Genomic DNA, 25,725 nt, shown 5'->3' with positions numbered 1-25,725 from the left:
AACACTCTATTTTTATCATTGCTACGTTCACGCTATTTTTGTCACATACCATTATGCTGTTTAGATTAATACCGACAGGTATAACAAGGAGAATGTGAGATGAAAAAAAGCTTAGCGATTAGTTTGATTGCAGTTGGATTCCTTGGTTCTGTAAATACGTTTGCAGCCGAAGATATGAGTTCTATGTTTAAAGACGGAAAAGTCAGCGGACAGATCCGTATGTTTTCTATCGACCGCGAATATCAGGGGAGCGCGGGAAATACTTTACACCGTAACGGTACGGCGCTCGGCGGGCATTTGAAGTTTGAGACAGCCGATTATGAGGGATTGAGCTTCGGTACGGCGCTTTATACTACGAACCGTATAGCGTCATCACCGACGATAGACGCGACGCTGTTTGGCAAAAACAACGACGGTTATTCGATCCTTGGAGAGGCTTACGTTCAATACAAATACGGCAAAACGACGTTTAAAGGCGGACGCCAAAAACTCGATACGCCGCTGGCAGGTTCGGATGATGCGAGAATGCTTCCAAACCTTTTTGAAGCCTATCTGCTTATCAATACCGATATCCCAAATACTACTTTGATAGCCGGACATGTAACAAAATTCGCTCAAGGAACGTTCGGGCGTGTATACACTAACACTTCTGTGGCAAACCAATTACTTTCCGTAACATCCGGTTATTCGTATGTCGATCCGCAGAATCAAGTGGGCGATTTTGTAAAAATGGGCGAATACGCGATCGGGCAATCGACTGACGGTGTAAGTGTCGCATCGGCAACTTATGCACCCAACAAAAACATAAAAGCTCAGGTATGGGACTACTATGCATACGACATCTTAAATGCGGTATACGGCCAAGTCGATCTTTCATGGAAATGTCTTTTGACAGATAAGATTCATCCGTTTTTTTCGGCTCAGTTCATAAAAGAGGATGAGGTCGGAGATAAACTGGCCGGAAAAGTGGACGGGATGTACTGGGGCGCGAAATTCGGTGCCAAAGTCGAAAACCTAACGGCATACGTGGCGTATTCCCAAACAGGTGCGAACAATGCAGCAGAAGCAGCGGCCGGAGGACTTGCAAACGCTATCATCACTCCATGGGGCGGTATGCCTGCATATACGCAAGGTATGGTGACTCGTCATCAGTTCATTGCAGGTACGAAAGCGGCAAAAGTGGCGGCTACGTACAACTTCAAAGATCTGGGCGCGAACGTAAAAGCGACTGCTTATTATACATCTTTTGACATGGATGCAAACAGCGGTTACGGCATAGCACGCACCGCAACCGAACCAGGTTTTGATATCATATATAATCCGGAAGTCGTGAAAAATCTTCAACTGCGTTTACGCGGGAACTTCCCGAGAAAATTTGCAGAAACTGCCTCAGGTGACACGGGCTGGGACGAATACAGATTTATAGTTAACTATAATTTCTAATATAAGGAAACAGATCATGAAAAAAGAACTTGTAGATCAGATTAAAAACGATCCCAATTACAAAGAGCTGGTAGCAAAAAGAGGGTCTTTTTCGCTAAAGCTGACCATGGCGATGCTGGTCGTGTATTTTGCATTTATCCTGACGATTGCATTCGATCCGTCACTTTTGGCTGTTCCTCTGTCGTCTGATTCCGTTACTACGGTAGGGATTCCTATCGGTATGGCGGTCATCGTATTTGCATTTATCCTTACGGGTATATACACAAAAAGAGCCAACGGCGAGTTTGACGATCTGTCAAACAAGATCAAAAATTCTATAAAGGACAACGGATGAATAGAATATTTACATTTTTAGCACTTTCGGGTGTGGCTCTTTTTGCTTCAGAAGCGATTCAGGGCGAGGTGCAAAAACAGGCACTAAACATTTCTGCCATTGTGATGTTCGTTATCTTTGTCGGAGCTACTCTGGGTATCACTTACTGGGCAGCCAAGAGAACGAAAAGTGCAAAAGATTTTTACACTGCAGGCGGCGGCATAACAGGTTTTCAAAACGGTATGGCTATTGCGGGCGATTATATGTCTGCGGCGTCATTTTTAGGAATTTCCGGTCTTGTCTACCTAAAAGGATATGACGGGCTTATTTATTCCATCGGTTTTCTTGTCGGCTGGCCGGTCATTCTTTTTATGATCGCAGAACCGCTTAGAAACCTTGGAAAATATACATTCGCAGACGTTGCGTCATACAGACTCCGTCAAGGGCCTATCCGTACTTTGGCGGCGTTTGGTTCTATTGCGACGGTTATTTTGTATTTGATCGCACAGATGGTCGGTTCGGGTAAACTTATCCAGCTTCTTTTCGGGCTTCATTATGAAGTGGCCGTTATCCTCGTCGGAGTATTAATGGTACTTTACGTGACGTTTGGAGGTATGCTTGCAACTACCTGGGTACAGATCGTAAAAGCGTTTTTACTTTTGGCGGGTGCTACGTTCATGGCGATCGCCGTTATGGCGCATTACGACTTTAGTTTCTCGACGCTTTTCTCTCACGCAACAGAGTTAAAAGGTGCGTCTATTATGAGCCCGGGCGGACTTGTAAGTGATCCTGTATCGGCGATCTCTCTGGCAGTGGCACTGATGTTCGGTACGGCGGGACTTCCTCATATCTTGATGAGATTTTTTACCGTCGGCGATGCGAAAGAAGCAAGAAAATCCGTTTTCTTCGCGACAGGTTTTATCGGATATTTTTATATCTTGACGTTCATCATCGGTTTTGGTGCTATCGTATTGGTATTTAAAAATCCTCATTATCTGGATACGGCAAAACAAGCAGTAAGCGGCGGTTTCCCTATCCTTGGAGGAAACAACATGGCGGCGATCCACCTGAGTCATGCGGTCGGCGGAGATTTCTTCCTAGGCTTTATCTCGGCTGTGGCATTTGCTACAATATTGGCAGTCGTTTCAGGTCTGACATTGGCAGGTGCATCTGCGATATCTCATGACCTTTACGCTTCGGTATTCAAAAAAGGTCAAGTCGACGGTATAACAGAGATGAGAGTTTCCAAAATAGCTACCGTGGCTCTTGGTGTCGTGGCTATCATCATGGGTATCGCGTTTGAGAAACAAAATATCGCATTTGTCGTCGGTCTTGCTTTTGCCATCGCTGCTTCTGCGAACTTTCCGATCCTTTTCCTTTCTATGTACTGGAAAAAACTTACTACCCGCGGTGCGGTGATAGGCGGAAGTCTGGGACTTGCTACTGCGGTACTTCTCGTTATTCTCGGACCGATCGTTTGGGTACAGATACTTGGAAACGCGCATGCGATATTCCCGTATAAATATCCGGCGCTCTTTTCAGTAGTGGTCGCATTTATCGGGATATATATCTTCTCGGTCACTGACAACTCTGAAGAGGCTAAAGCCGAAAGAGAGGCTTTTGAAGCTCAATATATCAGAAGCCAGACAGGTATCGGTGCAGAAGGTGCCAGTGAACATTAGCAAAAAAAGTGCATGGAGACTTCTCTTCATGCGCCATATCTTTTAGGAGAGGTGCATTGAGCATACTTGATCAAAGAAAACTTATCGAGTCCATCCATCCTTTTGAACTGCTCAGTTCGTCCGTGCTGGACGATCTTATGAACAAAATGGATATTGCCTACTACCCTAAAGACACTCTTCTATTCTCAAAAAACATTCCCTCGATCGCATTTTATATTATCATCAAAGGCACCGTCAAGGAGTATGTCGATGATGAGATACATAGTTTTTTCAGTTCCGGCGACAGCTTTGACGCGGATGCTCTCATCTACGGAAAAACCGAAGGGAGATTCATAGTTGACGAAGACCTGATATGTTACGAGCTGAAAAAAGAGGATTTTATAGCCCTTTTGGAGAACAAAGATGTCCAAGGCTATTTCCTGCAGGATTTCGTGACCCGTCATCAGCAGCTAAAAGAGTATCATACCCAAAGCGATCTGACCCCGTTCTTGATCTCAAAAGTAAGCGAAATCTATCTTCATAACGCCTGTATAGTCGATGAGGCTGCAAGCATTTACGATTCTTTAAAGAAGCAAAAAGAGCTCAAAGCAAGCGTGATACTCGTAAGATCCCAAAACGGCTATGCTATCGTGACAGATACGAACCTGAAAGAAAAAGTGCTCTTAGGCGGGACAGGAGTAGAAGAACCGATCATACGCATAGCGACTAAGAACGTTATCGGCATAGATATAAACGATTTTCTGTTCAATGCACTTTTGCTTATGACGCACAACAGCATAAAAAGGGTCGTGGTATTCGATGAAGGCGAGGTTAAAGGCGTATTGGAGCAGTTGGATCTGCTTAGTTATTTCGCAAACCATTCGCATCTTGTCGCAGTCCAGATAGACAAGGCAAAAAGTGTAGACGATCTTAAAAATCTGCAGCAAGATCTGAAAAACATTATACTTTCGCTTGATGCCAAAGGCGTGAAGGCGAGATATATCACAAAGCTGATATCGACGCTCAACACCAAAATATACAAAAAAGTCTTTGAGATGTGCGTCGATGAAGAACTGCGGAACAAATGCGCACTTATCGTCATGGGTTCAGAAGGCAGAGAAGAGCAGATCATAAAGACCGATCAGGACAATGCTTTGATCATAAAAGAGGGTGTGGATGCACAGCTCTTTGCTCAGCCTATGATGAAGCTTAACAAGTTTCTGCTGGATATCGGTTTTCCGTCTTGCAAAGGAAACGTCATGGTAAGCAATGAGTTTTACAGGCGTGATGAAGCCAGATACAGATCTTTGATCGATGAATGGATAGTGACGCTGGATGAAACAAACCTGCAGAACCTGAGCATCTTTTTGGATGCGAAATGTGTGAGCGGCGACAAAACCCTGCTTGAAGGGCTTAAGAACTATCTCTTCGAGAGTTTCAATGCCAGGGACGATGTCTTGGCGCATATCGCAAAAGCGGTACTTAACTTTGAGACGCCACTTTCGCTGATCTGGGGCTTTGTACTGGAAAAAAGCCATCACAATAAACTTGATTTAAAAAAAGGAGGTATATTTGCCCTGGTTCACGGGATAAGGACATTATCGCTGGAGTATAAAGTCGATGTGACAAACACTATAGAGAGGATCAAAGCCTTAAACAATAAAGGTATCTTCGATAAAACGTTCGCTACGGAGCTTATAGAGTGTTTTGACACATTGTCGTCCATAAGGTTAAAAGCGATGCTTGAAGCAAAGAACATGGAAGAGATAAACTACATCAATCCAAACAACTTGCAAAAGATCGACATCGATCTTTTAAAAGACAGCTTTAAAGTCGTAAACAAGTTTAAAAAATTTATGATTTTTCATTTCCATCTCAATATGGTCGGCTGATGTTTTTTTCTTTATTTAAAAAATGGAAAAGAGATAAAAATTTGTCAAATCTCACAGATAAAGAGTTCTCCTTTTTATTTGATGAGGATACAAGCGGAGAATTTGTCGTGTTTGATACGGAAACGACGGGACTTGATCCAAAAAAAGACGAAATACTCTCCATTGGAGCGGTTAAGATAAAAGATAATAAAATATTGACTTCGCAAACTTTTGAGGTCTATCTTAAAAACTCCAAAGATATCTCTTCCAAGAGCATCGCCATTCACCGCATAAGGGAGTGCGATCTTATGAGTGCGAAAAGTCCCGAAGCCGCCGTTAAAGAATTTTTGCGATTTATAGGAGCAAGAACTTTAATAGGGTATTATTTAGAATTCGACGTAGAGATGATCAACAAGTATATAAAACCGATGATAGGCGTAACTCTGCCCAATAGTATGATCGAGGTTTCTGAAATCTATTTTGAACAGACGATTACCTTGATACCGCAAGGAAATATTGATTTACGCTTTGATACAATCTTAAAAAATTGTAATTTACCTAACATGGGTGCTCATAATGCCGTCAATGACGCGATCATGACAGCTATGATATATTTAAAACTTAATTCAAGGAGAAAAAAATAATGACAGAAGTAAAACCTGTTTTTAAACCAAATAAAGAGTTTGCAAAAACTGCAAGAATCAAGAATATGTGTGAATATCAAGCGCTGCAAGATGCCGCTATGGAAGATTATGAAGGGTTTTGGGGAACTTTTGCCAAGGAAAAGATCGATTGGATAAGACCGTTTGACACGGTACTGGACGAGAGTGCTTATCCGTTTGTAAAGTGGTTTGAAGGCGGGAAGCTCAATGTCGCGGCGCAATGTATCGATCGTCATTTGAACTCCCGTAAAAACAAAGCGGCCATTATTTTTGAAGGTGACAGAGGCGACAAGCAGATCATCACATATTTGGAACTTTACTACAATGTAAATCAGTTCGCAAATCTTCTAAAAAATGAGTTCGGCGTGAAAAAAGGCGATCGTGTCGTTATCTATATGCCTATGATCCCTGAAGCGGCGTATGCGATGCTCGCATGTGCAAGAATCGGTGCGATCCACAGCATCGTGTTTGGAGGCTTCTCGGCAGAAGCGCTTCGTGACAGAATCATCGACGCAGACGCAAAGGTCGTTATCACGGCCGACGGTGCTTTTAGAAAGGACAAACCGTATATGCTTAAACCGGTCGTGGATGAAGCGTTAAACGGGGATACTCCTGTAAAAAAAGTTTTAGTCGTGGAGAGAAACGGTGAAGATGTCGAGTGGGTAGCGGGACGTGACTATTCTTACAACGAGATCATCAAGCATCAATCCACTAAATGCGAGCCTGAAGTAATGGATGCCGAAGATCCGCTTTTCCTTCTTTATACATCGGGTTCGACCGGTAAACCAAAAGGTGTACAGCATAACCAGGCAGGTTATATTCTTTGGGCGCAAATGACCATGGAATGGGTCTTCGATGTTAAAGAGAATGATACATACTGGTGTACGGCGGATGTCGGCTGGATTACGGGACATACCTATATCGTCTACGGACCGCTTGCCATGGGTGCTACAACGGTAATGTTCGAAGGTGTTCCGACATATCCTGATGCAGGTCGTCCATGGAAAATGGTAGAAGAGTACAAGATAAATCAGTTTTATACGGCGCCGACGGCTATCCGCGTACTTCATAAGACGGGTGAACATGAGCCTGCAAAATATGATATCTCGAGTCTTAAAGTTCTTGGAACGGTAGGAGAACCGATCGATCCTCCGGCATGGAAATGGTATTATGAAGAGGTCGGTAATTCCAAATGTGCGATCGTGGATACTTATTGGCAGACTGAGACGGGCGGACATATCGTTTCACCTCTTCCGGGAGCTACGCCTATCAAGCCTGCGTGCGCCACGTACCCGCTTCCGGGGATCATGGCGGAGATACTTGATCCGCAGACCGGAGAGCGTACAGAAGCGGGAGAAGGCGGTTATATGTGTGTAACACGTCCGTGGCCGTCTATGATCAGAGGTATCTGGGGCGATCCTGAGAGATTTGTAAAATCTTATTTCGGTGATGTTAAAAAAGAGGGTAAAGCGGTATATTTTACGGGTGACGGCGCTGTTTACGATGCGGACGGTTATATCACTATTACCGGACGTACGGATGACGTTATCAATGTTTCGGGACACAGAATGGGAACAGCAGAGGTCGAAGCGGCAATTAAAAAACATCCTAACGTTGCTGAAGTCGCAGTTGTAGGCAAACCGCATGAGATAAAAGGCGAAGGGATATTTGCCTATATCGTTCTCAAATCGGACGAAGGGGTCGCAGATGAACTAGAGGAGTTCAAAGCTATCAACAATGTCATCAAAAAAGAGATAGGCAATATCGCTTTATGTGACGATATCGTTTTTGCTCCGGGATTGCCAAAAACACGTTCTGGAAAAATCATGCGCCGTATTCTCCGCTCTATCGCCAAGGGCGAGGCAATAACACAGGATATTTCGACTCTCGAAGATCCTAGCGTGGTCGAAAAAATCGAAAAAATGGTAAACGCGTAATCAAATCGGCATGTAAATTTTACATGCCGACGACTCTTCTTAATCAAACTTTGATACAATTTCTCTTTTGATCTTAATCTTTAGGAAAGACTTGTGAAAAAACTTCTTAAGCTACTTGGCCTTGCAGTCGTGATTATCGGTGTTTATTATGTATGGCATGTGAATTTTAATTATCGTTTTGAAGAGATAAGCAAAGACAAAGTGTATAAATCGGCACTTATCAATCCCGATAAATTGGGCTCTTATTTAAAAGAGTACAAGATCAAGACGGTCATAGATCTCCTTGATCCCGGAGTACAAGACAGATTAAACCCTGGAAAACAGGCGCATATAGACGCAGAAGCGGCAGCCGTAAAAAAATATGATGAAGAAAATAACGCTAATGTCGTTCATGTGAACATCCCTTCGGGACAAGTTCCGACAAAAGAGACGCTGAGCAAGTTTTTTTCGGTGTTGGACAATAATGCAAGTTATCCTGTTCTTATCCACTGTTATCATGGAACGGGCAGAGCGCAGATATACAGCGCTATCTATAGAATAGAGTATGAAAAATGGAAAAATGCGGATGCCAGAGCCAAGACAAGGTTTTTAGTGCAAGGATTCGGATATAGAAGCAGTTTTGCAGACGGAAAAAGCAAAGGCGATTTTCTGATGCATTACAAACCGAGAAGAGTCGGAGAAGAAGCGACTATAAATCAATTGAACAAATAATATAAAAGAGAAAAGATGGAACTTTGTATTGCCCTGGACCTGCCGAGCAAAGATGAAAACCTGGCATTGGTCGAAAAGATAAAAGATTACGATGTCTGGCTAAAGGTCGGTTTTCGTTCATATATCCGCGACGGTGCTGATTTCATAAAAGCGATAAAAGCGATTAACCCGGATTTTAAAATATTTTTGGACCTGAAGCTTTATGACATCCCAAATACTATGGCTGATGCGGCCGAGTCGATCATGGGGCTGGGTGTGGATATGTTCAATGTCCATGCAAGCGCGGGAAAACGTGCGATGAACACGGTCATGCAGAGACTGAAAAAATATGAAAAACGTCCTATCGTCTTAGCCGTAACGGCACTTACTTCTTTTAACGAGGAGGAGTTTATGGATGTGTATAACGAAAATATCGCAAAAAAAGCGGACAAGTTTGCGCACGATGCTTATGAAAGCGGGCTTGACGGTGTCGTGTGCAGTGCATTTGAAAGCGAATCGATCAAAAACATAACGTCAAGAGAGTTTATGACCCTGACACCGGGTATCCGTCCCTTCGGTGAAGATGCAGGCGATCAGCAGCGTGTTGCGGATATCGACTACGCGCATTCGGCAATGGTTGATTTTATCGTGGTCGGCCGTCCGATCTATATGGCCGAGAATCCGGCTGAGGTCGTTGAAAAGATAATAAGAAAACTTTAAACGGCTCTTTTATGAAAGTATGCGTCATTTTGAATGTAGATATTGGCGGCATCGGCTTTTTGAGCAGTAAAATCTATACTGCCGAGTTTGGGTGCTAAGGTATATTTGACGTTTTGCAGCGACGTTATCTTATAAGAGGTCTGCTGATACGCGCTTTCTCTCTTTTTTAAAATATTAAAACTGCTTACATAGCGGCTTTCATCCAAACTTTTTGATATCTCTTCATCTGAAGATATATCCTGCTGCATACGAAGTTTGTTAAAAAATGTACTCTCTTTATTTATATAATCGATAGGAAAAGACTTAGGAACATTGTATGTATCTATGGTCTTGTATAACAGCTGCTCTTTAAAACTGGTCTGCGGCTTTGTTAGCGGAGCTGTTTCTTGTTTATTATAGGTTCCGACAGGATTTATATAACTATTATATGTTGATATGTACATAATCGATTGTAGCATTATCCATACCAATATGATGCTATACTGTCGAAAAAGATTTAAAATGTCCCATAAAAGTTTCACTTCGTTAAATATACAAGAAAAGCTGCTAAAAAGTCTGAGTTTATTAGATTTTACACAGATGACCCCCATTCAGGAACAATCCATACCGTTAATACTGCAGGGTGAAGATCTTGTTGCAAAATCCAAGACGGGCAGCGGCAAGACCATCGCTTTTGGAATAGGTCTGCTTCAAAATCTGGACGTAAAAGATTTTCATATCCAGTCCTTAGTCATCTGTCCGACCAGAGAGCTGAGCGAGCAGGTTGCATCGGAACTGAGAAAACTCGCACGTTCGCAGCATAATGTGAAGATTGCGACGATCTATGGCGGAGACTCCTTCGCGAATCAAAAACGCTCGCTGGAAAAAGGTGCTCATATAGTAGTCGGGACTCCGGGACGTATCATCGATCATATAGGAAAAGAGAGCATCGACCTTAGCCGCATAAAGATATTGGTACTTGATGAAGCCGACAGGATGTTGGATATGGGTTTTTTTGACGATATCTCATATATAAAAAACAAGCTTCCCTCAAAACTTCAAATACTTCTTTTTTCGGCGACATATCCGGAAAATATCAAAAAACTTGTTTCAAGCATCATGAACACTCCAAAAATCGTAACAATAGAAGAAGATAATGAAAAGTTTTTAAAACAGTTTATATGCAAAGTGAATAAAAACAGTAAGTATGAAACATTAAAGATCATCCTTCTATCATACAGACCTGATTCTGTAATAATCTTTTGTAACACAAAACTTGAAGTGGAAGAGTTGACGCATAATCTTTACAGTGACGGTTTTGATTCGGAATTTTTCCATGGCGGAATGGAGCAAAATATCAGAAACGAGATGCTCTTGATGTTCGCAAATAAAAGTATTCCAATCTTGGTCACTACAAATCTCGCGGCACGCGGCATCGATATAAAAGATATCTCGCTTGTCATTAATTACGATATCCCCCATGATCCGGAAGTTTATCTTCACAGAGTAGGCAGAACCGCAAGAGCAGGTGATGAAGGTGTGAGTATCAGTCTCTATGATGATTACGGTATCAAACATCTAAATGCAGTAAAAGAGCTGATAAAAACAGATATCGAAGAGTTGGATGTAAAAGAGCTTTCATATAACGATAGATCGTCTATCCGTGCAAAATATGTGACGCTTCATCTGCTCGCGGGCAAAAGAGACAAGATACGTGCAGGAGATATAGTCGGGACTTTCATAAAAACACTCGATTTGGAAAAAAATTCATTGGGAGATATAGATATTTTTCAAAAAGATTCATATGTCGCAATAAAAAGAGAGTGTTTCGATAAAAAAATACCTAAGATAAAAGAGATGATTATCAAGGGAAAAAGAGTAAGGATCTTTGTTTTATAAGAAAAAATAATCAAAAAAAGTGCGAAAAGATTACACAGAGAGAAAAAAAGCGAAGAAAAGGTGAAAAAGGGGTAAAAACCTCTTGACAATGGATAGATTTTTCCCTATAATTCCCGTCCACAAACGAAGAGACCTAAAGTTTAGGGATTTAAAGAGAGATAAGAATTTCACGTTTGAGATCATTGAAAACTAAGCAAGTAGACGACGGGGACGGCTAACGAGAGTTAGGGTTGTCGGAAGTTTACTTAAAGATAACTATAACATAACCGTCTATTTAATACTATTTATTAAATGGATACTTTTTAAAAAATAAAGCCAATGATTTTTATCTTGGGCTTTGGTTCAAATAATTCAATTATGGAGAGTTTGATCCTGGCTCAGAGTGAACGCTGGCGGCGTGCTTAACACATGCAAGTCGAACGATGAATAAGAGCTTGCTCTTAGGATTAGTGGCGCACGGGTGAGTAATATATAGTTAATGTGCCCCAAAGACCGGGATAGCCACTGGAAACGGTGATTAATACTGGATACACCTTTTAAGCAGAAGCTTAAACGGGAAATGTTTTTTCGCTTTGGGATCAGACTATATCCTATCAGCTAGTTGGTGAGGTAAGGGCTCACCAAGGCAATGACGGGTAGCGGGTTTGAGAGGATGATCCGCCACACTGGTACTGAGACACGGACCAGACTCCTACGGGAGGCAGCAGTGAGGAATATTGCACAATGGGGGGAACCCTGATGCAGCAACGCCGCGTGGAGGATGACGCATTTCGGTGTGTAAACTCCTTTTATGAGTCAAGATAATGACGGTAGCTCATGAATAAGCACCGGCTAACTCCGTGCCAGCAGCCGCGGTAATACGGAGGGTGCAAGCGTTACTCGGAATCACTGGGCGTAAAGGACGCGTAGGCGGGTTGTCAAGTCAGGTGTGAAATCCTACAGCTTAACTGTAGAACTGCACTTGAAACTGGGAGCCTAGAGTATGGGAGGGGGAGATGGAATTAGTGGTGTAGGGGTAAAATCCGTAGATATCACTAGGAATACCGAAAGCGAAGGCGATCTCCTGGAACATAACTGACGCTAAGGCGTGAAAGCGTGGGGAGCAAACAGGATTAGATACCCTGGTAGTCCACGCCCTAAACGATGTTCACTAGTCGTCGGGATGCTTGTCATCTCGGTGATGCACCAAACGGATTAAGTGAACCGCCTGGGGAGTACGGTCGCAAGATTAAAACTCAAAGGAATAGACGGGGACCCGCACAAGTGGTGGAGCATGTGGTTTAATTCGAAGATACGCGAAGAACCTTACCTGGCCTTGACATTGATAGAATACTGTAGAGATACGGTAGTGCCTTTCGGGGAACTTGAAAACAGGTGCTGCACGGCTGTCGTCAGCTCGTGTCGTGAGATGTTGGGTTAAGTCCCGCAACGAGCGCAACCCTCGTCGTTAGTTGCTAACAGTTTGGCTGAGCACTCTAACGAGACTGCCTTCGTAAGGAGGAGGAAGGTGAGGACGACGTCAAGTCATCATGGCCCTTACGGCCAGGGCTACACACGTGCTACAATGGGGCGTACAGAGAGTTGCGATACCGCGAGGTGGAGCCAATCTCTTAAAGCGTCTCTCAGTTCGGATTGTTCTCTGCAACTCGAGAGCATGAAGCTGGAATCACTAGTAATCGTAGATCAGCATTGCTACGGTGAATACGTTCCCGGGTCTTGTACTCACCGCCCGTCACACCATGGGAGTTGATTTCACCCGAAATCGGGAAGCTAACCTTCGGGGGGCTACCGCTTACGGTGGAATTAGCGACTGGGGTGAAGTCGTAACAAGGTAACCGTAGGAGAACCTGCGGTTGGATCACCTCCTTTCTAGAGTAAAGAGATATCATTCGTTTGATATGCTCAATATAAAGAAAATCTCACACGAGAAAAAAATGTTAGTTGTTCAGTTGTCTGCTTGCTTAGTCCTGAGTGATCAGGCTGTATTATGATTACTTGATGGGGAATTAGCTCAGCTGGGAGAGCGACTGCCTTGCACGCAGTAGGTCAGCGGTTCGATCCCGCTATTCTCCACCATCTTTTCATTATAAAGTTTAACACCAGACCTACAGAGGTAGGTTTAGTGTTAGACTTTAAAAGTCTAAGAAGAGTTCATTAAATTAATATTGTCAAAGTCAACTAAAGTAAAGAATAAACAAGGTTTATTTTTGAAATAACAACTACAACAGATCGCTGTCTTATGTTAAGTAAGGCAGTGAGCGCAAATTAGAATAGTACGCCAAAGGAAGTAATTCCTTAGGCTGCGCTAACGCTAAGTTCTCTTCGACAGAGAGTCCAATCGCACTAGTGCGATGAGCTTACTGCTGAAGTAAACCCAGTGTTAACGTAGGTATTCGGACTTTGTTCGGATAACGTATCATATAAAAAAAAGATATTAAGGGCCATAGGTGGATGCCTTGGCTGGTAGAGGCGATGAAAGACGTACTAGGCTGCGAAAAGCCTCGGGGAGCTGCCAAGAAGCTTTGATCCGGGGATTTCTGAATGGGGCAACCCGGCATGGCGCGAGTCATGTCACCCTACGGGGGGCGAACGAAGGGAAGTGAAACATCTCAGTACCTTCAGGAAGAGAAATCAAACGAGATTCCCAAAGTAGCGGCGAGCGAAATGGGATTAGGACAAACCTGGTGCTTGCACTAGGGGTTGCGGACTGCATACGGTATTTGAGTCGATAGATGAGCCATTTGGAAAGATGGGCCATAGAGGGTGATAGCCCCATAATCGAAATCGACGATAAGCCAGCAGGATCCAGAGTAGGTCGGGACACGTGTTATCTTGACTGAAGCCGGGGGGACCACCCTCCAATCCTAAATACTACTACCAGACCGATAGTGAACCAGTACCGTGAGGGAAAGGTGAAAAGAACTGCGGTGAGCAGAGTGAAATAGAACCTGAAACCTATGGCTTACAATCATTCGGAGCACTATTATATATAAGTGTGACGGACTGCCTTTTGCATAATGAGCCTGCGAGTTGTGGTATCTGGCGAGGTTAAGCGAACGCGAAGCCGTAGCGAAAGCGAGTCTTAATAGGGCGACATAGTCAGATGCTGCAGACCCGAAACTGAGTGATCTATCCATGAGCAGGTTGAAGCTGGTGTAAGAGCCAGTGGAGGACCGAACCCATTGACGTTGAAAAGTCTCGGGATGACTTGTGGATAGGGGTGAAAGGCCAATCAAACTCAGTGATAGCTGGTTCTCTCCGAAATATATTTAGGTATAGCCTCGAGCATTAGCATACAGGGGTAGAGCACTGACAGGGCTAGGGCTGCCTACCGCGGTACCAAACCCTATCAAACTCCGAATACTGTATGTGCAACCTCGGGAGTCAGGCGGTGGGTGATAAAATCAATCGTCAAGAGGGGAACAACCCAGACTAGCAGCTAAGGTCCCAAAGTTACATCTGAGTGGAAAAGGATGTGGAGTTGCTGTGACAACCAGGAGGTTGGCTTAGAAGCAGCCATCCTTTAAAGAAAGCGTAACAGCTCACTGGTCTAGCGATTCTGCGCCGAAAATATAACGGGGCTAAGATGTACACCGAAGCTCTAGATTCATAGTTTACTATGAGTGGTAGGAGAGCGTTCCAAACAGCGTAGAAGCCATACCGGCAAGGAGTGGTGGAGCGTTTGGAAGTGAGCATGCAGGCATGAGTAGCGATAAAAGGGATGAGAATTCCCTTCGCCGTAAACCCAAGGTTTCCTACGCGATGCTCGTCATCGTAGGGTTAGTCGGGACCTAAGTCGAGTCCGAAAGGGGTAGACGATGGCAAATCGGTTAATATTCCGATACCGACGGTTGTTCATTTGAGTGATGGGGGGACGCATAGAGTTAAACGAGGTCACTGATGGAATAGTGGCTCGAAGGGTGTAGGATGATAAGCAGGCAAATCCGCTTATCGCGAATCCGAGACCTGACAGGCAATCCAATCTCTTCGGAGAGCGGGTTGAATCGTTGATACTGTCGTGCCGAGAAAAGCCTCTAAGCGAGAACAGCCGTTGCCCGTACCGTAAACCGACACAGGTGGGTGAGATGAGTATTCTAAGGCGCGTGGAAGAACCCTGGTTAAGGAACTCTGCAAACTAGCACCGTATCTTCGGTATAAGGTGTGCCTTAATCGTTAGGAGATTTACTCTCCAAAGCGATCAAAGGCCGCAGCAAAGTGTCCCTCCCGACTGTTTACCAAAAACACAGCACTCTGCTAACTCGTAAGAGGATGTATAGGGTGTGACGCCTGCCCGGTGCTTGAATGTTAAAAGGATTTGTTAGCTCTGCGAAGCATTGAATTGAAGCACAAGTAAACGGCGGCCGTAACTATAACGGTCCTAAGGTAGCGAAATTCCTTGTCGGTTAAATACCGACCTGCATGAATGGCGTAACGAGATGGGAGCTGTCTCAACCAGGGATCCAGTGAAATTGTAGTGGAGGTGAAAATTCCTCCTACCCGCGGAAAGACGGAAAGACCCCGTGCACCTTTACTATAGCTTGACATTGCTATTGGGATATCCATGTGCAGGATAGGTGGGAGCCGTTGATGTAGAAACGCCAGTTTTTACGGAGGCATCCTTGAGATACCACCCTTGGATATTCTGATAGCTAACTTGGTACGATTATCTCGTGCGAGGACAATGTCTGGTGGGTAGTTTGACTGGGGCGGTCGCCTCCTAAAAAGTAACGGAGGCTTACAAAGTTCGGCTCAGAAGGGTTGGAAATCCTTCGTAGAGTATAATGGCATAAGCCGGACTGACTGTGAGACAAACACGTCGAGCAGAGTCGAAAGACGGTCATAGTGATCCGGTGGTTCTGAGTGGAAGGGCCATCGCTCAAAGGATAAAAGGTACGCCGGGGATAACAGGCTGATCTCCCCCAAGAGCTCACATCGACGGGGAGGTTTGGCACCTCGATGTCGGCTCATCGCATCCTGGGGCTGGAGCAGGTCCCAAGGGTATGGCTGTTCGCCATTTAAAGCGGTACGCGAGCTGGGTTCAGAACGTCGTGAGACAGTTCGGTCCCTATCTTCCGTGGGCGTAGGAAAGTTGAGGAGAGCTGACCCTAGTACGAGAGGACCGGGTTGGACGTGCCACTGGTGCACCAGTTGTTCTGCCAAGAGCATCGCTGGGTAGCTACGCACGGATGTGATAACCGCTGAAAGCATCTAAGCGGGAAGCCAACTCCAAGATGAACTTTCCCTGAAGTACGCTTGAAGACTACAAGCTTGATAGGCTGGATGTGTACGCAGAGTAATCTGTTTAGCTGACCAGTACTAATAGTACGTTCGTCTTTTTTTTAGCTCACTGCCTTACTTAGTATAAGCAAAGTGGTCTGTTGTTGTAAATGTTGACTTTGATAATAAACTCCTCAAGTCCAAGCAGTTGGATATAAGCGCATCCCGGTGCTTTTATATCCGATTGTCTAGGTGGCTACAGAGAGAGGGAAACGCCTGGCCCCATTCCGAACCCAGAAGCTAAGCCTCCCATCGCTGATAATACTGCACCTTTCAGGTGTGGAAACGTAGGTCGCCGCCTAGTTATCGGATTTACTACTCCAATCACTTAAATCATTTACTAATCAATCCAAGCTTTTACTTAATACAATGACTTTATATTTTAATTTATACTTGTCACTTTTTTATAAAAGTAACCAAAAATCTTTTTTTTCGATTAGAGACGGCTACAACCTTTTTCGGGGATAAAAAGCTAAGCGAAACGATTCGGTTAATGTCAAGCGTTTTGCAATAAAAGTCATAATAGTTTATTCGACTGTGCAACATCTACAGAGCTAAGAAATCGAAACGGAATAACGTAAAGAAAATGCAACTGTTTGAACGAAGTGAGTTTTGCATTTTTAGGAATGGAGTTACTATTTTTTAGGAACCTAACGAAGTTAGGCTCGAAGCCGTTGCAGAGTTTTTGCTTACTTTTTGCGGACAAAAAGTATGAAAGAAAAAGCTTACATGTAAAAGAATTATTTTACAAGAAACTCAGCAGTTAGAGGTAGATGGTCGGAGTATCCTTTTCCCAAGTGTTTATGAGGTTTTCTTCTACTCATCTGCCATCTGTTTATTTTGTTTTTTACTACCAAGTAATCAGTTGTAAAAGTTTGAATGCTTCCCTCAATATAATGAAGCTTTTTATTGTGAAGCAGTTTGGGAGTTATTATAATGTTATCAAGTGCTTCTTTTCTTTTACCGTAGATGTAGGTATATCGTTTTGCTTCATCTGTATCGTACCAAAGATTGTAAAGGCAGTTTTTACAAGTAGAGGTTTTATCGGCTTTATTTTTTAATTCATCGGTGTGTAAAATATCGTTTATTCCTGTCCTTCCGTTTGTATTGTTATGATATCTGGAAAGTTTGTATTTTTCAGCATAATCGGAATTAAAATCTCCCAGTGCAATGATGTTTTTGTCAAAACCGATCTCTTTGATTCTTTCATAGAGTTTTTTTGCACACAGAACTCTTTCTCTTTCTTTACCCGACTTGGACTTCCAATGGTTTACAAAGACGTAAAGAGGCTCGTCTTCAACATCGAGCTTGACTTCTAAAATGTTTCTATATCGAAATGTAGCGTTAATGGGAATCTCTTTTTTATAAAGAATCTTATATTTGCTCAAAATCCCGACTTTTACAGTTGTGTTTTTAGCATCTGCAAGTGCATAGTATCGATAATACAGCCCATCTCTTTTAATTTGATTTTTAAGGTCGATAAACGCTTCATAAGATTCGATTTCCTGTAGAGCAATGATATCTGCATCTATATCTTTTATAACTTTTGCCGTATTTTTTATTTTTGCAGTATAATTTTTTTGGTTCCACTGTGAAACGGTATTTGGAATATATTCTTTGTATTCGTATCCGGATTTTTTGAGATCAAAGAGATTCTCCACGTTATATGTTGCAATTTTTATCACTTTTTCTCCATATGAAATCGATACGAGAAGTATAAATAATACTAATAATCGCATCTATTTTATGCCGTTTAATCTTAAAAGATTATTGACATCCGGTTCTCTTTGCATAAGATCAAAGAAAAGCTTTTGCATACTGTAACTGCCGCCTTTTTTTAGTATGATATCCAGATATGATCTGGCTGTTTTTGAATCGAATATCCCTTCATCGACTATCTGAAAGAACGCATCGGCACTAAGTACTTCCGCCCATTTGTAGCTGTAATATCCTGCTGCATATCCTCCTGCGAAGATATGAGAAAAACCGTTTTGGAACTTGTTGTAAGAAGGCGGTTTTATAAGAGCCGTTTTTTCTCTTATGTTATCAAGCAGAGTTTGAACTTCATCGCCTTTATATGTTTTCATATGCAGTTTAAAGTCAAATAATGAAAATTCAAGTTGTCTTAACATCGACAAGCCTGACTGAAAATTTTTAGAGAGGATGAGTTTTTCGATCATCTCATCGGACAATACCTCGCCAGTTTTGTAATGTTTTGCAAAAAGTTTCAATATCTGCGGTTCGTATGCAAAGTTTTCAAGCATCTGCGACGGAAATTCAACGGCATCCCATTCGACGCCGTTGACACCGCTCACTTCGTTTTCGTTTACTTTTGATAATATATGGTGGATTGTATGCCCCATCTCATGAAAAAGCGTTACTACGTCGTCATGACGGAGCAGGGAAGGTGTTTCCTTGCCTGATGGCGGAAAGTTGCATACAACAAAAGCGGAAGCCGGCTGTTCAACGTTATTTTCATCCATGCAATGGGTCTGCCAGTTGTGCATCCATGCACCGCCTTTTTTATTTTTTCTTGCCTCCAGATCCATATATATTCTTGCTGTGATCTTATCATCGAGATAAATATCGTATGCTTTTGCTTTTTCATCCCAGAGCTTAAGGTCTACTTGTTCGCAGGTGAGACCGAAAAGTCTTTGTAAAAACTCAAAAAGCCCTTTTACTACAGAATTCTGTTCAAAATAGGGTCTGTACAGCTCCTCGTCGATATCATATTTTTTGTGTTTTAAGATCTCGCTGTAATAAGCTGTATCGTAGCTTTTGATCTCTTCATATGTTATCTCTTTAAGTTCAAGAAGCTCATTTTTCGCCTGTTCTATGGATGAATCTATCAGTTTTTCTATAAACTCTATTACTTTGTCGGTAGAGGGTGCCATTTTCGAAGCTATGGAGTATTGACTGTAATTGTCAAAGCCCAAGAGTTTTGCCATCTTCTGTTTTAGTTCCAGCAGTTTATCAATTATCTGAGCATTTTGAGGAGCTCTTGTCGTATAGGCTTTATACAGTATCTCTCTAAGTGCTTGATTTTTTCCGTAGGTCATATAAGCGATATATGTCGGCATCTGAAGATTCAGTCTGTATCTTGTCACACCGTTATCGTCAAATTTCAGCTCTTCTATGTCGCTGGCGGGAACACCTTGCACATCTTTTTCATCGACGATGTGCTCAAATTCGTTTGTTGCATCCAGAAGATTTTGAGAAAACTTGTTTGAAAGATCGTTTATCTCCAGATGTATTTTTTGCAGTTTTTCTTTTATTTTCTCATCCAGATGTGCACCGTTTAGCTCGAAGTTTTGGATGTTTAGTTCCAATACCCTTTTTTGTTCGTCGTTAAGGCCCGCTTCATTTTTTGATATCTCTTTCATCGCCTTGTAGATATTGAGATTTTGACTGAGTTTTGTCGAGTATTCCGTGATAATAGGCAGTGACCTGGAGTACACTTCTTGTGTTTCTTTAGAGTTTTTTACCGAGTTTATATGCGATAAAAGAGTAAAAAACTGATCCAGTTTTTCGTCCATCATCTCAAACGGTTTTATGAAGTTTGCGAATGTTTTTTCTTTAATACAGAGCAGTTCATCTGTTTTTTTATTATTTTGTTCAATAATCGATGTCAAATCATCAATAAAAGTGCTTAAATTTATATCAAAATCTAAAAAAAGTTCTTTTTGCATAGAGATATCCCGATCCATTATAATTTTTAGCAGACATTGTATCTTAGTTAGGATAAACTCCTATTAAATTATATAAAAGAGATTTTCTAAAAGCCTTTTTAAAGCGACTTTCATATATAATTGCGTGATTTAATATAAGGGTATTCTATGGCCAATAAACGCGTATTAGTTAAGTTCTCTGGTGAAGCATTGGCTGGTGAAACCGGTCATGGTATCGATACCAAGATTTTGAAGTATATTGCAGGCGAGATCAAATCTTTGGTCGATGCAGACATAGAGGTCGGAATAGTTATCGGCGGAGGCAATATAATCCGCGGTGTCACCGCTGCGCAAGACGGTATTATCAAGCGTACGTCGGGTGATTATATGGGTATGCTTGCAACCGTCATCAACGGTGTCGCTATGCAAGAAGCGTGTGAATATACCGGTCTTCAAGTTCGTATGCAGACGGCAATCAAGATGGAACAGATCGCCGAGCCTTATATCAACCGCCGGGCCGTACGTCATCTGGAAAAGGGCAGGGTCGTTATTTTTGCTGCAGGAACGGGAAATCCGTTTTTCACGACGGATACGGCAGCGACGCTGCGCGCCGTGGAGATAGGAGCGGATATGATCATAAAAGCGACAAAAGTCGACGGTGTTTACGATAAGGACCCGAAAAAATATGATGATGCCGTTAAGCTTGACACATTGACTTACGATCAAGCATTGAGCGATCATATAAACGTTATGGACGATACGTCGATCGCGCTGGCAAAAGATAACAGACTTCCTATAGTCGTTTGCGATATGTTCAAAGCGGGTAATCTGCTGGATATCATAAACGGAAACATGAAAAACTGTTCTATAGTTAGATAAACTATTACTAAATAAATCAAATAAAAGGTTTTAAAATGAGAGTAGAAGAATTAACGGCAAAAGCATTGGAAGTAGCAAATATAGATAGATATACATTGGCAATAGCAGTTTCAAAACGCGCTGATGAACTTTTAAACGGAAGCCCGAGCAAGCTGAACATCGACCCTAAATCGATGAAGGCATCCGATCTGGCTTTAATGGAAATAGCTGAGGGCCTTGTCGTTGTAAAAGGCTTTGAGAAAAAATAATATAAAGTAGAATCTTGAGTCGATTTAATTTAGAAAAGATAAAACATCTTCATAGTGTCGACTCGGCGAAAGATTATCTTTTCAAACATATCGAACATTCCGAAAAGTTAAGAGAAGCTCTTGACTTTGCCTCTAAAGCTCATCATGAACAGTTTAGAAAAAGCGGTGAGCCTTATATAATCCATCCCATCTTAGTTGCTTCCATCGTCGCTTCAATCACTAATGACGAATCTATGACGATCGCCGCGCTTTTGCATGATATCGTCGAAGACACGGATGTAGCGGTAGAAGAGATAACGGAGCGTTTCGGTTATGATGTCGCCCATCTTGTCGAAGGATTGACAAAGATAGATATCATCCGCGACGCCGAGCTTATCCCCTCGTCTTCCGATGAAAAACTGATAGTTTCGGCACTTTCGTTTAGAAAGATGCTTGTCGCAAGTATCCACGACGTAAGAGTTCTTGTCGTCAAACTCTGCGACAGGCTGCATAATATGCTTACATTAGATGCGCTCGCACCCTATAAACAGCACAGAATAGCTGAAGAGACATTGGTCGTTTACGGACCGATAGCTCACAGGCTCGGTATCTCTTTTTTAAAGAACATGCTTGAAGACTTGAGCTTTGCGTATCTGTTCAAAGAGGAAAAACACTATATCGACAACTATCTCGATACCAATTACAGAGAGCTGGAAACAAAGCTCGACGAATTCAAGCAGTCCGTTTCAAAACTCTTGGTGCAAAACGGTTACTGCGAAGATGATTTCGAGATACTCAGCCGCGTAAAACATAAATATTCCATTTATCTGAAGATGCAGAGAAAAGGGATAACTATAGATGAAGTCCTAGATCTCTTGGCTATCAGGGTCTTGGTGAAAAATGAAATCGACTGCTACAAGATACTGGGTATCATTCATTTGCATTTCAGGCCTTTGGCGTCAAGGTTCAAGGATTACATCGCTATTGCAAAAGAGAACGGATACCAAACTATCCATACGTCGGTATTTTTTAATTATGTCATTTTTGAAGTCCAGATCCGCACCTTTGCTATGCATAAGACAGCAGAATACGGAGTTGCCGCTCATTGGAAATACAAAAACGGCGGTAACGAGATAAATCTCGACTGGTTGAAAAACCTTCAATATCAAAACGAATCGGTCGAAGATTTTTACGAGATGATAAAAAACGATCTCTACAGTGAAGATATAAGTGTCTTTTCGCCCAAAGGCGATGCGTACACTCTTCCAAGAGGTGCCGTTGCTTTGGATTTCGCATATGCAGTACACTCTAAAGTAGGCGACTGTGCCGCTTCATGTCTTGTAAACAAAGAGAGAGTTTCTCTTCTTTCGGAGCTGCAAAACGGAGATATCGTCAATATCATTACGGAAAAAGAACCGGTGAGCAGATGCAGCTGGCTTGATGCCGTAAAGACTTCCAGAGCAAAAACCTATATGAAGGCATTGTGCAACTCAAAGTTCAAACATATAGATTCTCTGGCAAGCGTGAGCATAGTCGCTACGATCATGGGGCTGAACAACTCCCGTGTCGAAGAGTGGTTTAGTGCCCACAACTGCGGTGAAGCAAGACTTAAAATACCAAACGATCTCAATCAGTTAAAAGAGACCATCGCAAAATATGTGGAAGAACTGAGTAAAAATAAGAGATTTTCAAACTTTTTAACAAGAAGAAGATTTAAGTTTAAAGAGCATGTATACCAAGGCGTAAAAGTCATAAGCAACAAATCGATAAACGGACTGATATTCGACTACTGCTGTCATCCGAAGATGAGTGATCCGATAGTCGGGATACTTCATGGATCCAAAGTTCATATCCATCATAAGATGTGTCAAAACGCACTGAACCAGATCAAAGAGTTTAATGCTATGGTCTTTGTAAAGTGGGAAGACAAGAAAGTCTACCATTACCATATCATTGTCAGTCTGCAAAACGGAAAAGGAGCGCTTGCAAACTTTTTGACATATCTTGCAAAGATCGATATAGATATCATGAGCATCGTTTTGGGCAAGGAAAAAGTGGATCATGTACATTACTGCGAGATCGATTTTCATTCAACGGAAGCAAACATTTATCAACTACAAGGTAAAATAGAAAAAAAAGTTAAAGTAATAAATCTGGTCAGAACAGATGATGTGTATAAAAAAGATTAAATAGTTAGGATAGAGATGATACAAGAGGCGTTAAGAGAGATAAGTCGCGGCAGTGCAGAAATAATAGATAACGAGCATATAGAAAAATTGGTAAAAAACTATTTTGAAAAGGGTGAAACCTACAGCGTAAAAGCAGGTTTTGACCCGACTGCTCCGGATCTTCATTTGGGGCACACGGTACTGCTGCAAAAATTGGCTACATTTCAAAAATATGGAGCGAAAATACAGTTCTTGATCGGCGATTTTACGGCACAGATCGGTGATCCGACCGGAAAAAGCGTCACAAGAAAGACTCTGAGTGCGGCAGAGATACAAGAAAACGCAAAAAGCTACAAAGATCAGGTATTTAAGATACTCGATCCGCAGAAAACACAAGTCGTATTTAACTCAGAATGGATAAACGCGCTCGGTGCTTCGGGAATGCTTTCTCTTACAACCACTTTTAACGTAGCCAGAATGCTTGAACGTGATGATTTTGATAAAAGATACAAAAGCGGAACTTCCATATCTATTAGTGAGTTCATCTATCCGCTTTTGCAGGGGTATGACAGTGTTCATCTAAAAAGCGATGTCGAGATAGGCGGAACCGATCAGAAGTTCAATCTTTTGATGGGACGCCATCTTCAGCGGGCGTATGAGATAGGAAAAGAGCAGTCGGTCTTGATGATGCCTATCTTAGAGGGACTAGACGGTGTTCAGAAAATGAGCAAGTCTTTAAACAATTATATCGGCGTAGCGGATGAACCAAACGATATGTTCGGTAAGGTGCTGAGTATCTCCGATGAGCTTATGTGGAGATATTACGAGCTTTTGAGCTCAAAGACTCTTGACGAGATAGAGGCGCTTAAAAAAGGTGTTTACGGAGGTTCGATCCACCCTAAAGCAGCCAAAGAGGATCTGGCACTGGAGATCATAGAAAGATTTCATTCAAAAGATGCCGCAGAGCAGGCAAAAGCTGAATTTGAAAGAGTACATGCAAATAACGAGATACCGACGGATATCGAAGAGTTCGAACTATCCGAATCACCGATCTGGATAGCCAAAGCCTTAGTCGAATGTAAATTGGAACCGTCAACTTCCCAAGCGCGTAGAGATATTAAGCAAGGTGCTGTTAAAATAGACCAAGATAAAGTCCAAGACGAGCAGTTACAGATACAAAGCGGCGAGTATGTCTTACAAGTTGGAAAAAGAAAATTCGCAAAAGCAAGGGTGAAGTGATGAGTTATAAATCTGTACAAATAGGAAAATATAAAATAAAGAGACCTATCATTCAAGGAGGCATGGGTGTCGGTGTAAGCTGGGATAAACTGGCGGGAACCGTGTCCAAAGAGGGAGGTCTTGGAGTTATAAGCGCAGTCGGTACGGGTTATTATGAAGATAAATCCTATGCAAAACGTCTTGTTTCGCAAAGACCCTTGGAGGCTGAAAATTTTTATTCAAAAGAGGGATTGACAGCGATCATCAAAAACGCCAGAAAGATATGCGGCAATAAACCTCTGGCAGCAAATATCCTCTATGCCATCAATGATTACGGACGTGTCGTAAAAGATGCATGCGAAGCCGGGATCGATATCATCATAACGGGTGCGGGACTTCCTACGAATATGCCCGAGTTTACCGAAGAATACCCCGATGTCGCATTGGTACCCATCGTTTCCTCTCCAAAAGCTCTTGCCATTATCTGCAAAAGATGGCAGAAAAGATACAACCGTCTTCCCGATGCCGTTGTACTGGAAGGTCCAAAAAGCGGAGGCCATCAGGGATTTACCTATGAACAGTGTGCAATGGAAGAGTTTCAATTGGAAAATCTTGTGGCACCGGTAGTGGAAGAAGCGAAAAAATGGGGCGACATTCCCGTTTTTGCAGCAGGCGGTATCTGGGATAAAAAAGATATCGACGAGATGATGGCACTAGGAGCTGCAGGCGTTCAGATGGGTACAAGATTCATCGGTACGCACGAATGTGACGCACATGAAAACTTTAAAGAAGTACTCTTAAACGCGAAAGAGGAAGATATACAGCTTATGTCTTCACCTGTCGGTTATCCTGCCCGCGGCGTAAAGACGAACCTCACATCTCTCGTAGAAAAAAGAGAAGGTCCCGTGATCAAGTGTATCTCAAACTGTGTCGCCCCGTGTCATCGCGGAGTCGAAGCAAAAGAGGTCGGGTTTTGTATAGCGGACAGACTCAGTGACGCATATAACGGAGATCTTGAGTTTGGACTCTTCTTTTCGGGAACGAACGGCTATCGTTTGAACGAACTTATCTCAGTAAAAGAGTTGATGGACAAATTGGTAAACGGTGAATAAA

The 25,725-nt window shown here is 42.5% G+C and carries 17 protein-coding genes, 1 tRNA gene and 3 rRNA genes; 18 read left to right on the top strand and 3 right to left on the bottom strand.

All coding sequences use genetic code 11. The features are described from left to right. Positions 1-99 precede the first annotated feature (99 nt). From WCY03_RS08415 to pyrF, 8 genes are all read left to right on the top strand, one after another. Entirely contained in the window at positions 100-1,443 is a 1,344-nt protein-coding gene (locus WCY03_RS08415; protein WP_345992004.1) for an OprD family outer membrane porin, read from the top strand. 16 nt (positions 1,444-1,459) lie between these two features. Then, positions 1,460-1,777 (top strand): DUF485 domain-containing protein, encoded by a 318-nt coding sequence (locus WCY03_RS08410; protein WP_345992002.1) that lies wholly within the window; start codon positions 1,460-1,462, stop codon positions 1,775-1,777. Next, positions 1,774-3,438, top strand: a complete 1,665-nt coding sequence (locus tag WCY03_RS08405) for a cation acetate symporter (RefSeq protein ID WP_345992000.1) — start codon at positions 1,774-1,776, stop codon at positions 3,436-3,438. Before WCY03_RS08410 ends, WCY03_RS08405 begins: the two co-directional genes overlap by 4 nt. A gap of 56 nt (positions 3,439-3,494) precedes the next feature. Continuing rightward, positions 3,495-5,309 carry a putative nucleotidyltransferase substrate binding domain-containing protein gene (locus tag WCY03_RS08400; protein WP_345991998.1) on the top strand — a complete coding sequence of 605 codons (1,815 nt, stop codon included), beginning with the start codon at positions 3,495-3,497 and terminating at the stop codon, positions 5,307-5,309. Beyond that, positions 5,309-5,932, top strand: a complete 624-nt coding sequence (locus WCY03_RS08395) for a 3'-5' exonuclease (protein ID WP_345991996.1) — start codon at positions 5,309-5,311, stop codon at positions 5,930-5,932. The genes WCY03_RS08400 and WCY03_RS08395 overlap by 1 nt, the downstream gene beginning before the upstream one ends. Then, positions 5,932-7,887, top strand: coding sequence for an acetate--CoA ligase (acs, locus tag WCY03_RS08390; RefSeq protein ID WP_345991994.1), 1,956 nt, complete (start codon positions 5,932-5,934; stop codon positions 7,885-7,887). Before WCY03_RS08395 ends, acs begins: the two co-directional genes overlap by 1 nt. 93 nt (positions 7,888-7,980) lie before the next feature. Next, positions 7,981-8,598, top strand: coding sequence for a dual specificity protein phosphatase family protein (locus tag WCY03_RS08385; RefSeq protein ID WP_345991992.1), 618 nt, complete (start codon positions 7,981-7,983; stop codon positions 8,596-8,598). 15 nt (positions 8,599-8,613) lie between these two features. After that, positions 8,614-9,297 (top strand): orotidine-5'-phosphate decarboxylase, encoded by a 684-nt coding sequence (gene pyrF, locus WCY03_RS08380; RefSeq protein ID WP_345991990.1) that lies wholly within the window; start codon positions 8,614-8,616, stop codon positions 9,295-9,297. Here the strand turns inward: pyrF and WCY03_RS08375 are convergent. Next, positions 9,294-9,755, bottom strand: coding sequence for a hypothetical protein (locus WCY03_RS08375; RefSeq protein ID WP_345991988.1), 462 nt, complete (start codon positions 9,753-9,755; stop codon positions 9,294-9,296). The two genes, pyrF and WCY03_RS08375, sit on opposite strands and share 4 nt — an antisense overlap. A 43-nt stretch (positions 9,756-9,798) precedes the next feature. Here WCY03_RS08375 and dbpA point away from each other — a divergent pair, with 43 nt between their 5' ends. The 5 genes from dbpA to rrf all read left to right on the top strand — a co-directional run bounded on the left by dbpA (position 9,799) and on the right by rrf (position 16,756). Then, positions 9,799-11,175, top strand: coding sequence for an ATP-dependent RNA helicase DbpA (dbpA, locus tag WCY03_RS08370; RefSeq protein ID WP_345991986.1), 1,377 nt, complete (start codon positions 9,799-9,801; stop codon positions 11,173-11,175). Positions 11,176-11,529: 354 nt separating this feature from the next. Continuing rightward, a 16S ribosomal RNA gene (locus WCY03_RS08365) occupies positions 11,530-13,044 on the top strand. 131 nt (positions 13,045-13,175) lie between these two features. Then, positions 13,176-13,251: transfer RNA gene (locus WCY03_RS08360), tRNA-Ala, on the top strand. A gap of 348 nt (positions 13,252-13,599) precedes the next feature. Next, positions 13,600-16,516 (top strand): 23S ribosomal RNA (locus tag WCY03_RS08355). 124 nt (positions 16,517-16,640) lie between these two features. Continuing rightward, positions 16,641-16,756: ribosomal RNA gene (gene rrf, locus WCY03_RS08350) — 5S ribosomal RNA — on the top strand. The 16S, 23S and 5S rRNA genes sit together here with 1 tRNA gene alongside, the layout of an rRNA operon. A 436-nt stretch (positions 16,757-17,192) precedes the next feature. Here rrf and WCY03_RS08345 read toward each other — a convergent pair. Both WCY03_RS08345 and WCY03_RS08340 read right to left on the bottom strand, forming a co-directional pair. Continuing rightward, the gene (locus WCY03_RS08345) at positions 17,193-18,137 is read right to left on the bottom strand and encodes an endonuclease/exonuclease/phosphatase family protein (protein WP_345991984.1); all 945 of its coding nucleotides are present in this window, start codon (positions 18,135-18,137) and stop codon (positions 17,193-17,195) included. A gap of 54 nt (positions 18,138-18,191) precedes the next feature. Then, on the bottom strand, positions 18,192-20,141 hold the full coding sequence (locus WCY03_RS08340) for a M3 family metallopeptidase (protein ID WP_345991982.1): 1,950 nt from the start codon (positions 20,139-20,141) through the stop codon (positions 18,192-18,194). 147 nt (positions 20,142-20,288) lie between these two features. Between WCY03_RS08340 and pyrH the strand changes: the two genes are divergently transcribed. From pyrH to WCY03_RS08315, 5 genes are read left to right on the top strand one after another with little or no spacing between them, the layout of a single operon-like run. Beyond that, entirely contained in the window at positions 20,289-20,999 is a 711-nt protein-coding gene (gene pyrH / locus WCY03_RS08335) for a UMP kinase (RefSeq protein ID WP_345991980.1), read from the top strand. Positions 21,000-21,034: 35 nt separating this feature from the next. Then, positions 21,035-21,247 (top strand): DNA-directed RNA polymerase subunit omega, encoded by a 213-nt coding sequence (locus tag WCY03_RS08330; protein WP_345991978.1) that lies wholly within the window; start codon positions 21,035-21,037, stop codon positions 21,245-21,247. A 14-nt stretch (positions 21,248-21,261) separates the two neighbouring features. Then, positions 21,262-23,415: a RelA/SpoT family protein gene (locus WCY03_RS08325; RefSeq protein WP_345991976.1), complete on the top strand. Its 2,154-nt coding sequence runs from the start codon at positions 21,262-21,264 to the stop codon at positions 23,413-23,415. 15 nt (positions 23,416-23,430) lie between these two features. Then, a complete protein-coding gene (tyrS, locus tag WCY03_RS08320) occupies positions 23,431-24,633 on the top strand; it encodes a tyrosine--tRNA ligase (RefSeq protein WP_345991974.1) in 1,203 nt (400 codons plus the stop codon). Beyond that, on the top strand, positions 24,633-25,724 hold the full coding sequence (locus tag WCY03_RS08315) for a nitronate monooxygenase (RefSeq protein ID WP_345991972.1): 1,092 nt from the start codon (positions 24,633-24,635) through the stop codon (positions 25,722-25,724). Before tyrS ends, WCY03_RS08315 begins: the two co-directional genes overlap by 1 nt. The last annotated feature ends 1 nt before the right edge of the window (position 25,725 follow it).

This window comes from Sulfurimonas sp. HSL-1716 (assembly GCF_039645975.1).
GTDB classification, from domain to species: domain Bacteria; phylum Campylobacterota; class Campylobacteria; order Campylobacterales; family Sulfurimonadaceae; genus Hydrocurvibacter; species Hydrocurvibacter sulfurireducens.
Note: the sequence above shows the minus strand (reverse complement) of the source record. Positions and strands in the feature narration are given on the sequence as shown.